The 9,926-nt window shown below is 68.5% G+C and carries 10 protein-coding genes; 1 reads left to right on the forward strand and 9 read right to left on the reverse strand.

Annotation, left to right across the window (positions count from 1 at the left end; genetic code table 11):
• Positions 1-46 precede the first annotated feature (46 nt).
• From QM019_RS11975 to QM019_RS12015, 9 genes are all read right to left on the reverse strand, one after another.
• On the reverse strand, positions 47-1,558 hold the full coding sequence (locus QM019_RS11975) for an FGGY-family carbohydrate kinase (RefSeq protein ID WP_282853186.1): 1,512 nt from the start codon (positions 1,556-1,558) through the stop codon (positions 47-49).
• Positions 1,559-1,569: 11 nt separating this feature from the next.
• Entirely contained in the window at positions 1,570-3,033 is a 1,464-nt protein-coding gene (locus QM019_RS11980) for an FAD-binding oxidoreductase (protein WP_282853187.1), read from the reverse strand.
• A gap of 73 nt (positions 3,034-3,106) precedes the next feature.
• A complete protein-coding gene (locus QM019_RS11985) occupies positions 3,107-3,892 on the reverse strand; it encodes an SDR family oxidoreductase (protein WP_282853188.1) in 786 nt (261 codons plus the stop codon).
• A complete protein-coding gene (locus QM019_RS11990) occupies positions 3,879-4,883 on the reverse strand; it encodes an NAD(P)-dependent oxidoreductase (protein ID WP_282853190.1) in 1,005 nt (334 codons plus the stop codon). Before QM019_RS11990 ends, QM019_RS11985 begins: the two co-directional genes overlap by 14 nt.
• The gene (fae, locus tag QM019_RS11995; RefSeq protein WP_282853191.1) at positions 4,880-5,404 is read right to left on the reverse strand and encodes a formaldehyde-activating enzyme; all 525 of its coding nucleotides are present in this window, start codon (positions 5,402-5,404) and stop codon (positions 4,880-4,882) included. Before fae ends, QM019_RS11990 begins: the two co-directional genes overlap by 4 nt.
• Positions 5,404-6,351 carry a glycine betaine ABC transporter substrate-binding protein gene (locus QM019_RS12000; RefSeq protein ID WP_282853192.1) on the reverse strand — a complete coding sequence of 316 codons (948 nt, stop codon included), beginning with the start codon at positions 6,349-6,351 and terminating at the stop codon, positions 5,404-5,406. Before QM019_RS12000 ends, fae begins: the two co-directional genes overlap by 1 nt.
• A 54-nt stretch (positions 6,352-6,405) precedes the next feature.
• Positions 6,406-7,218: an ABC transporter permease gene (locus QM019_RS12005; protein WP_282853193.1), complete on the reverse strand. Its 813-nt coding sequence runs from the start codon at positions 7,216-7,218 to the stop codon at positions 6,406-6,408.
• Positions 7,211-8,236, reverse strand: a complete 1,026-nt coding sequence (locus QM019_RS12010; RefSeq protein ID WP_282853194.1) for an ABC transporter ATP-binding protein — start codon at positions 8,234-8,236, stop codon at positions 7,211-7,213. The genes QM019_RS12005 and QM019_RS12010 overlap by 8 nt, the downstream gene beginning before the upstream one ends.
• Positions 8,233-8,868 carry an ABC transporter permease gene (locus QM019_RS12015; protein ID WP_282853195.1) on the reverse strand — a complete coding sequence of 212 codons (636 nt, stop codon included), beginning with the start codon at positions 8,866-8,868 and terminating at the stop codon, positions 8,233-8,235. Before QM019_RS12015 ends, QM019_RS12010 begins: the two co-directional genes overlap by 4 nt.
• 154 nt (positions 8,869-9,022) lie before the next feature.
• On the opposite strand from QM019_RS12015, the gene QM019_RS12020 reads away from it, so the two are divergent.
• Entirely contained in the window at positions 9,023-9,871 is an 849-nt protein-coding gene (locus tag QM019_RS12020) for an IclR family transcriptional regulator (protein WP_282853196.1), read from the forward strand.
• Positions 9,872-9,926: the final 55 nt, after the last annotated feature.

The following is a 9,926-nucleotide window of genomic DNA, read 5'->3' on the forward strand; positions in this document are numbered from 1 at the left end:
CGTTTTTTGTAGTTCTGGCACAGCCAGAACTACAAAAAACGACCACTCAACCCTCCGAAAGGAGGGTGCGGAGGGTCTTTGTGACGCGGGCGTGACGCAGCGCGAGTGGGGCGTAGGCCGACGCGAGCGTCGGGTCGGGAGGCGTGACGCTGCCCCAGCGCACCATCGCGCGCCCAGCCGCCGCGAAGTCGGAGTGGAGGCCGCTGCCTACGGCCGCGCACATCGCGGCACCAAGCCCGGCCGAGTCGGTCAGCTCGGGCACCCGCACCGCAACGCCGAACAACGCCGCGAACAGTTCCACGAGCAGCGGATTCTTCGCGCCCCCACCGCTCAGAATCACGCTGTCAACCGGCCGCCCCAGTTCCAAAGCCGCAGCGACCACGTTGCGGTGCATCGTGAACGCGATCGCCTCGAGCACCGCGCGAAACAGCTCGCCGCGATGCTGCGAACCATCGAAGCCGATGAACGCCCCGCGCCACTCGGGATGCGCATCCGGCGCCAGCCAGTCGAGCACGGCCACGAGCCCGCCTGAGCCGGCCGGAGCATCCGCCGCGAGCCTCGTCAACGACTCCTCGTCGGCGTCGCCGAAGAGGTCGCGCAGCCAGCTCACCGTCCACATGCCCCGGCGAATGCCCTCCGACTCAAACAAGAAACGGCCAGGCTCCGCCGCCGCGTTCACCCAGAACGCGTCGCCGTCGGGCGCAAACGCGTCGCCAACGACCATGCCCGTCACATAAGTCCCGAGCGACACGAGCGCGGCCCGCGTGTCCGCGAGCCCGGCCCCGATCGCCTCGACCGCCTTGTCGTTCGACGTCGCGAACACCGCGACGCCAGCGGGAAGCCCGGTCGCCGCCGAAGCAGCAGCCGTCACAAAACCCAGCGACTCCCCCGGCTGCACGAGCCCAAACAGCTGCTCCCGCGCGACCCCAAAGGCCGCGAGTGCATCCGCCCCAAGCCACGAACCACGCGCGACATCGACCGGCCACGCGCCGAGATAGTTCCCGGCCGTATCGACCGCCTGCCCGGTCAACCGATGCGTCAGGTACCCCGAGCACGTCGTCACGAAGAACTCGTCGGCCGACTCGGCGACGTGCGGCCGCCCGACGCGCACGTCCATCCAACTCATCATCGGCCGCGCGAGCGTGCCGTCGCGCCGCAAGACCGCGCGGCAAAACCGAATGCCGCACAGCCCCACGGCGGCAATCGCCGCATCCACAGGCAACTCACCCATCGCCGCCCGGCTCGCGCGCGCGACCGCATCCCACACGTCGTCGTCGGGGTGCATCCACTCGCCCGCACCCCCGGCGACATACGGTCGCAGGGCCGCGCGCCCCTGCGCAACTACCTCGCCGTCGCCCCGAAACACCGTGACCTTGGCCGACTGCGAGCCGCAGTCAATCCCGACGATGAGCGGTTCGGATGCTGAGCCCGGGCCACCCGCGGATGCGCCCGCCGAGTTCGTCCCGGATGCGCTGGCCGAGTTCGTCCCGGATGCGCTGGCCGGGTTCGTCCCGGATGCGCCGGCCGGGCTCGTCCCCAATGCGCCAGCCCCGCTCACCCCGCCAAGACTCACTCGACCCCCGGATAAATCGTGCCGAAGTTCATAATCCCCTCGGAGTCGAGCCCACGCTTGAGCACCTCGAGCAGCGCGTACGCCGAGCCGTGCTCCTCGAGCGTCCACGGCGTGCGGTACTTGCCGATGCCGTGGTGGTGCACCATGGATCCGCCGTGGCGCAGCGCCTCCTCGACGATGATCGCGTTGAGCGGCACGTGGTACTCGGCGATCTCGTCGCGCGGCTCGACCTGAATGCGGTAGTCGTACACGAAGTAGAGGTTCGTGCCGCTCTGGTACGAGTGCGAGGAGTGGCCGCCGAGCAGCGTGAGGTCGTCGGCCCGCGGAAACTCGGTGCGGATGCGCGACATCACGGCCTCGAACAGGTTCTTCACCTGGCTCCAGTTCACCGAGACCTCGGTCGTGTAGCCGAGCTCGTGATGCTCAAGCATGTGCTCGACCTCGGCGTCGATCTTGTCCTGGCCCCAGTTGAGCCCGTCGAACCAGGCCTCGATGAGCGCCGGGTCGACCCACTCGTGCGGCACCTCGGCGAAGATCTCCTCGATGCCCGCGGCCGTCGCATCAGCGACGCCGCGCGGGCCCTCGGCCACGAACACGACCACGGCCTTGCCGCCGGCAAAGTGCGAGAAGTGCTGCCCCGCATCCTCTTCGGAGTACACGCGCGCGACCGACGGCCGGTAGCCCTCAACGATGACCCGGCGCAGCGCCTCGGTGCCCGCCGGCAGCGATTCGACGAGGTAGCCGAGAAACCGCAGGTTCTCGGGCTGGTAGGCGAACACCTTGATCGTCACCTCGGTGATGAAGCCAAGCGCGCCCTCGTTGCCGATCGCGAGGTGGCGAATGTCGGGCCCGGCCGCGCGCCGCGGCACCGACTTGATGCGCACGACGCCGGTGTCGGGGAACACCGCCTCGAGCCCGAGCACCATGTCTTCGATGCCGCCGTAGAGCGTCGAGAACTGCCCGATCGAGCGGGTCGCGACGAGCCCGCCGTACTGCGCGAGCGGCTTCGACTGCGGCGAGTGGCCCGTGGTCAGCCCGCGCTCCCGCAGAACATCCTCGAGGTGCTGCAGCGGCACGCCGCACTGCACGGTCACCGTCATGTCGGTCTCGTTGATGTCGAGAATCTCGTTCATCTGCGAGCCGTCGAGCACGATCGAGTCGGCCACGACGGTCTCGAGCCCGCCCTCGGTCGCGGTGCGCCCGGTGCGCGGCACGACGTTGATGCGGTGCGCCTTCGCGAACTCGAGCACGCGCGCAACGTCGTCGGTCGAGCGCACGTAGGCGATCACCGACGGGAACGGCCCGTCGAAGATGCCGTGCGCGGCCGAGTACTTCTTGAAGCGGTCGACGCTCGCGGCACGAAGCGTATCGGGATCGGTGTCGAGCTGGGATGCGCCGAGAATTTCGGCGAGGCCGGTCACGATCTCGGGGGCGGATAGGTCAGCGCGGGACGCCACCATGGTTGATCTCCATTTCGGGTCGAGCAGTTGAGTGAAGACAGTTGGGAAGAAAAGTTAGAAAGAACGGATGCGCCTACCGCACGAGATACCCGCCATCGACCGACAGCACGTGGCCGTTGACGTAGTTCGAGGCGTCGCTCGCGAGAAACACGAGCGGGCCCATGAGGTCGCGCACCTCGCCCCAGCGCCCGGCCGGGATGCGGTCGAGGATGCGCTGGTTCTCGCCCGGCTTGCTGCGGGTTTCGGCGGTGATCGCCGTCGCGAAGTAGCCGGGCGCGAGCGCGTTCACCTGAATACCGTGGGCGCCAAGCTCGTCGGCGTACGCCTTCGTGAGCCCCGCGATGCCGTGCTTCGTCGCGGCGTAGGCCGGCGAGTCGAGCCCGCCGAGAAACGCGAACAGCGACGCGATGTTGATCATCTTGCCGCTGCCGCGCGGAATCATGTGCTTCGCCGCGAAGTGGCTCAGCTCGAACGCGGCGGTGAGGTTCACCGCGAGCATCGGGTCCCACTCGGCCCGGCCGAAGTCGGTGACCCCGGCGAGCCGCACGATGCCCGCCGAGTTGACCAGCACATCCAGCTGCCCAAACTCGCGCACGCAGTCGTCGATCACCCGCTCGGGCACACCCTCGTCGGTGAGGTTCGCGACGGCGCAGCGCACCTCGCCGCTGCCGGGGCGCACGAGCGCGGCGGTCTCCCCCGCATCCTCGAGCACCGAGGGCACGTAGACGTTCGCCCCGGCGTTCGCGAGCGCGACGGTGAAGCCCTGCCCGAGCCCGGTGTTGCCGCCGGTCACGAGCGCGGTCTTGCCCGCGAGCGAGAAGAGGTCGAGCGAGAAGCCCGAAAGGTCAGCCTGCGACATGAGGCATCTGCCCTTCTGTGAGGGTCACGGTTTCGTGCACGACGCCCGACCCGGCCGCGGCCACCGGGTCGCCGAGCTGCGTCAGCCGCAGCTCGCGGCGCATGAGGTCTTCGTAGAGCTTGAACGGCGTCATCTCGCCCGCGGTCGGCCCGTACTGCGCGAGGGCGCGGCGGTAGACCTGCTCGACGAGGCTCGAGAGCTCGACCGGCACGCCGACCGAGCGGGCGAGGTCGATCGACAGCCCGAGATCCTTGCACGCGAGCGCAATCGCGAAGCCCTCGTCGTAGTCGCCCTGGTTGAGGATCGACAGCACGTCCTGCTCGAGGAAGTTGCTGCGCGCCGGGCTCGCGATGAGCGCCGAGCGCAGCACGCCGAGGTCGACGCCGGCCGAGGCGCCGATAGCGAGCACCTCCGACGTCGCGACGAGGTGCGAGAACCAGAGCTGGTTGATGAGCAGCTTCACGGCGTAGCCGGCGCCGGCGCCGCCCACGAGGAAGATGCGCTCGGGGTCGCCCATTGCCTCGAGCACGGGCCGCACGCGGGCGTACTCGGCGGCCTCGGCGCCGACGAAGATCTGCAGCGTGCCGTTCGCCGCGCCCACCGACATGCCGCTCACCGGCGCGTCGATGAGCACGAGCCCGCGGTCGAAGAACTCGGCGCGAATCGTGGCGAGCACCTCGGGCACCGAGGTCGACATTTCGATCCAGATACCGCCGTCGCGAATGCCGGCCAGGATGCCGTGCTCGCCTCGGGCGACCGCGTCGACGATTTTCGGGGTGGGCAACATCGTGATGACGATGTCGCTGTTCGCGGCGACCGTGCGCGGGTCTTCCGCCCACGTTGCGCCGCGCGCCACCAGTTCATCGGCCGCTTCGGGCCGTGCGTCGGTGACGATGAGCGGGAATCCCGCTCGCAGGATGTTTCGGGTCATGCCCGATCCCATATTGCCGAGACCGATAAAGCCGATCACCGGCAGGTCCGAAGTGGTCATTCAGGCTCCTCAGCCGTCGTTTCGGGGGTGTAGAAGGGGTTTCTCGGATGCGCGCGGGCGGCGAGTACGTCGCCGAGCGCCGGGACCTGGGTTGCGCCGTTGCGCAGCGCGGTGCGCGTGGCGGTGCGGTTGTTGCGGTAAATGGTGTCGGCGTCGTCGGCGCCCGGGTTGACCCAGACGGCCGCGATGATGACCGTCGAGTCGACCTCGGTTTCGGCGATGACGCCATCGGCGACGGCGTCGGCGACGCCCGCCGCGACGCCCGCCTGCGCCGGCCCCCAAATGTGGTTGCCGTGCGCGTCGTCGGCGGGCGCCGACTTCGTGACGAAGAGGGTGAAGGGCTTCACCGGCAGCGAGGGCGCGAGCACCGCGACGAAGGGCACGTGCCCCGCGCTCGGGGAGGCGAGGGCGCCGGCCCAGGCCGAGCCAGCGGGCCCCTCGCGGTCGCCGAACACGGTGTTGATGTGCGCCGCGTTGACGCCCTCACCGACGAACGATTCGCCAAGTTGCAGGGCCGTCACTAGATGAGTCCGTTCTCGGTGAGGAAGTCGATCGCGACGTCCTGCGGCTCTTCGCCGTCGACGTCGACGCGCTGGTTGAGTTCCTGCATGACCTCGGTCGTGAGCAGCGGGGTCAGCTCAGCCAGCACATCCGCCACCTCGGGGTATTCGTCGAGGATCGACTGCTGTATCGTGAACGCGCCCTGGTAGGCCGGGAAGAACTCCTGGTCGTCCTCGAGCACGGTCAGGTCGAGGGCGGGGATGCGGCCGTCGGTCTCGAAGACCTCGCCGAAGTTGCAGTCGGTGCCGTCGGCCGTGGCCGTGTAGATCACGCCGGTGTCGAGCATGACGACATTGCTGTCGGGCACGTCGATGCCGTACGCCTCCGAGACGCCGGGCCAGCCGTCGTCGCGCGTCGAGAACTCGCTCTCGATGCAGAACGTCTGCTCCTCTTCGGGCAGCGCGGCGATCTCGCTCAGCGTCGAGATGCCGAGCTCGTCGGCCTTCTCGGCGCGAATCGCGAACGCGTAGGTGTTGTTGAAGTCGGCCGGGTCGAGCCAGGCGATGCCATTCTCGGCGTCGGCCTCCTTGATCGCCTCAAACTGGGCCTCGACGCCCTGCACCGGCTCGGTGTTGCCGAGGTAGGTGATCCACGCGGTGCCGGTGTACTCCCAGTAGCCGATGAACTGGTCGTTCTCGAGCGCCTGGCGCACGTTCGTCGAGCCGACGAGGTCAGTGTTCGCGGTGAGGTCGGCGCCGTGGTGGTTGAGCAGCTCGGTGGTCATGTGGGCGAGGATGTACTGCTCGGCGAAGTCCTTCGAGCCGACCTCGCCGGTGAGGCCCGAGAGTTCGTCGCTCGCGGGCTCGGTCGAGCCGCCGCCGCCCGAACAGGCGGTCAGGGCGAGCATGGCGACCGCGGCGACGGCCGCGATGCGTGAGGTGCGCTTGAGGGTGGCGTGCTGGTTCATGAGGGGTCCTTTCACGTGCCGACCTCGGGCAGGTCGGCGGCTCATTGCGGGGGTTTAGCGACGCGATTTCGCGTCGTCGGGGGTGACGGCTTCTTCGATGAGGCCGGCGATCCAGTCGATGAAGATGGCGATGGCGGCGACGAGCACGGCGCCGGTCAGCAGTACCGGGAAGCGCTGGAGCTTGAGGCCGTTGACGATCATGTCGCCGAGGCCGCCGGCGTTGATGAAGGTCGCGACGGTGGCGACACCGACCGCGAAGACGAGGGCGGTGCGCAGGCCGGCGAGGATCACCGGCACGGCGAGGGGCAGTTCGACGCGGAACAGCACCTGCGCCGGCCGCATGCCCATGCCGCGCGCCGCCTCCTTCATGTTCGGGTCGACCTGCTCGAGGCCGGTCATGGTGTTTCGCAGCACCGGCAGGAACGAGTAGGCGACGAGGGCGATCAGCGCGGTCGAGAAGCCGGTCTGCCACCAGATCGCGAGCAGAATCACGAGACCAACGGCCGGGGTGGCCTGGCCGATGTTCGCGATGCCGATGATGATCGAGCGCACGATCGGCGACTTGGTGCGGCTGACGAGGATGCCCGCGGGGATCGCGAGCACGGCGACGAGCACCGAGGCGGCGATCGCGAGCACGAGGTGTTCGCGGATGCGCGCGCCGATGTAGTCGGCGTTGAGCGTGCGCTGCTCGATCGAGTCGAGCTCGAGCGACGACACCCACAGCCACAGCGCGAGCAGGCCGATCGCGATGATGAACAGCGGGATGAGCTTCTTCAGCACCCGGCTCGCACCGCCCTTGCGGGCCGGCTGCTGCGAGAGCAGGATGCTCGTGGTCGGGCTTTCGATGACGCTCGGCACGTCACTCACCCGACCCTGGCTGCGCATCCGAGCCCCGCAGCGCTGCGGAGATCTCGGCGTAGGCGACCGAGCCGGCCGGCGCCCCGTCGCGCACGACGTTGACTGCGTGCTCGCCCGTGACGACGAGGGTGTCGAGCGCGTCGCGGAGCGTGAGGTTCGCGTCGACCGTGCCCGACACATCCGCCCGTACCTGGCCGAGCGTCGAGCGGGCGATCGGCACGAGCGCGAGCCGCTTCAGCGCGGCGCCCGAGCCGATGAACGATTCGACGTAGTCGTTCGCGGGGCGCGCGAGGATCTCAGCCGGGGTGTCGAACTGCTCGATCTTGCTCTGCTGCCCGAGCACCGCGATGCGGTCGCCGAGGCGAATCGCCTCCTCGAAGTCGTGCGTGACGAAGATGATCGTCTTGCCGACGTTCGCCTGAATCTCGAGAAACTCCGACTGCAGCCGCTCGCGGGTGATCGGGTCGGTCGCGCCAAACGGTTCGTCCATGAGCATGATCGGCGGGTCGGCCGCGAGCGCGCGGGCGACGCCGATGCGCTGCTGCTGGCCACCCGAGAGCTGGCGCGGGTAGCGCGTGGCGAAGGTGCCCGGGTCGAGCTCGACCGTGGTGAGCAGCTCCTCGACCCGGTCGGCGATGCGCGACTTCGACCAGCCGAGCAGCTTCGGCACGATGCCGATGTTCTCGGCGATGGTCATGTGCGGGAACAGGCCGATCTGCTGAATGACGTAGCCGATGTGGCGGCGCAGCTCGTTCGGGTCGAGCGAGAGCACGTCTTCGCCGCCGATCTTGATCGAACCCGAGGTCGGCTCGATGATGCGGTTGATCATCTTCATCGTCGTGGTCTTGCCGCAGCCACTCGGGCCGACGAAGACGACGAGCTCGCCCGGGTTGACGCGCATGTTGAACTCGTTGACGGCGGGGGCCTGCTGGCCCGGGTAGATCTTCGTGACGGCGTCGAGCTCGATGTCGACTGCGCCGCCCGCCGAAGCGATGCGATCAAGCACTGCGGTGTTGGAGGAAGTCATTTGAGCCCCTTCGAGGTCGTGAGCCGAATCAGAATGTTGAAGGCGCCGTCGAGGATCAGCGCGACGATGATGACGCCGACGGTGCCGACGAGTGCGTAGTTGAGGGCGTGGGCCGAGCCGAGCGACGAGAGGCCGCGGAAGATGTACTGGCCAAGCCCGGGGCCGGCGACGTAAGCCGCGATGGCGGCGATGCCGACCGCGAGCTGGGTGGCGACGCGGGCGCCGGTGAGGATCACGGGCCACGCGAGCGGCAGCTGCACCGTGAGCAGCGCGCGAGTGTTGCTCATGCCGACGCCGCGGGCCGACTCGAGCACCGCCGGCGAGACCTCGCGGAGGCCGACCGCGGTGTTGCGGATGATCGGCAGCAGCGCGTAGATGACGAGCGCGACGATGGTGGGGCCCCAGCCGAGGCCGAGCACCGGGCTGAGCAGTGCGAGCACCGCGAGCGAGGGCACGGTCATGAGGATCGCGGCCGTCGAGATCGACAGCTCGCGCCAGAACGGCCGCTGCCAGACCAGGATGCCGATGACCATGCCGACGATGAAGGCGATGAGGACCGACAGCAGTGTCACGGCGAAGTGTTCGCCGATGAGCACCAAAATGTCGCTCCATCTGGACTCGAGAAAGTTCATCAACCTCTCGAAAGAAAACCCGCTCATGAGCACCTCGGTCTCGTCGTTGAGAGTGCGCGACTGCGCACGAATGCCGTTGTGTCGAAGTTAGCAACGAAGGGAAATAACAACAACGAGTGTTGCAACTATGGCAACTGCGTGTTTCGATGGCGGCATGTCAACGACGACGAACACGCGACGAAATAGCTCCGGGCTCGCCCGAGACCTCGAGATTCTCGAGCTGCTTTCGGGTGAGGATGCGCAGGGCGAGGCCGGGCTCGGGGTCACGGCGATCGCGACCGCGACGGGGCGCGACAAGGGCGCGATCTCGCGGGCGCTCGCGACGCTCAGCCACTTCGGCTTTGTCGAGCGCATCGAAGAATCGCGCACGTACCGGCTCGGGCCGCGGATCTTCGCGATGGCGAGCCGCTCGGCCGAGACGGCGCTGACCCAGCGCATCCGGCCCGCGCTGCGGCAGATCGCGCTGGCGACCGGCGAGACGAGCCACCTCTGCGTGCTGCGCGGCGGCAATGTGCTGACGATCGCGAGCGAGCTGAGCCCGCACCAGATTCGCACGAACGGGTGGGAGGGCGTGACGACGTCGGCGTGGCGCACGCCGTCGGGGCGCGTGCTGCTCAGCGACTGGGATGCCGCGTCGATTACGCGCTGGTACGGCGAGCACGGCACGGATGCGCCGGTGCTCGACGACGACCCGCGCGCGATGTATCCGATTCTCGACGAGCCGACGCACGAGCGGGTGCTCGTGCGCGACCTCGAGAGCTTGCTCGCGCAGGTCACGCTGATTCGGCAGCAGGGCTTCGCGCTGTCGGATGAGGAGCTCGAGTCGGGCGTCGTCGCCGCGTCGGCGCCGATTCGCGACTTCACGGGGCACGTGATCGCGGCGATCAACGTGAGCGGGCCCCGCAGCCGCATGGCGAGCCGGCTACACCAGCTCGGCGTCTACGTCGCCGAGTCGGCCGACCGTCTCTCCGCCCACCTCGGCTTCACCCCCTCCGTCAACTAAGAGAGGGGGGTTGAGTGGTCGATTCTTGTAGTGCTGGCGGCGCCAGCACTACAAG

Source organism: Gulosibacter sediminis (assembly GCF_030011715.1).
GTDB classification, from domain to species: domain Bacteria; phylum Actinomycetota; class Actinomycetes; order Actinomycetales; family Microbacteriaceae; genus Gulosibacter; species Gulosibacter sediminis.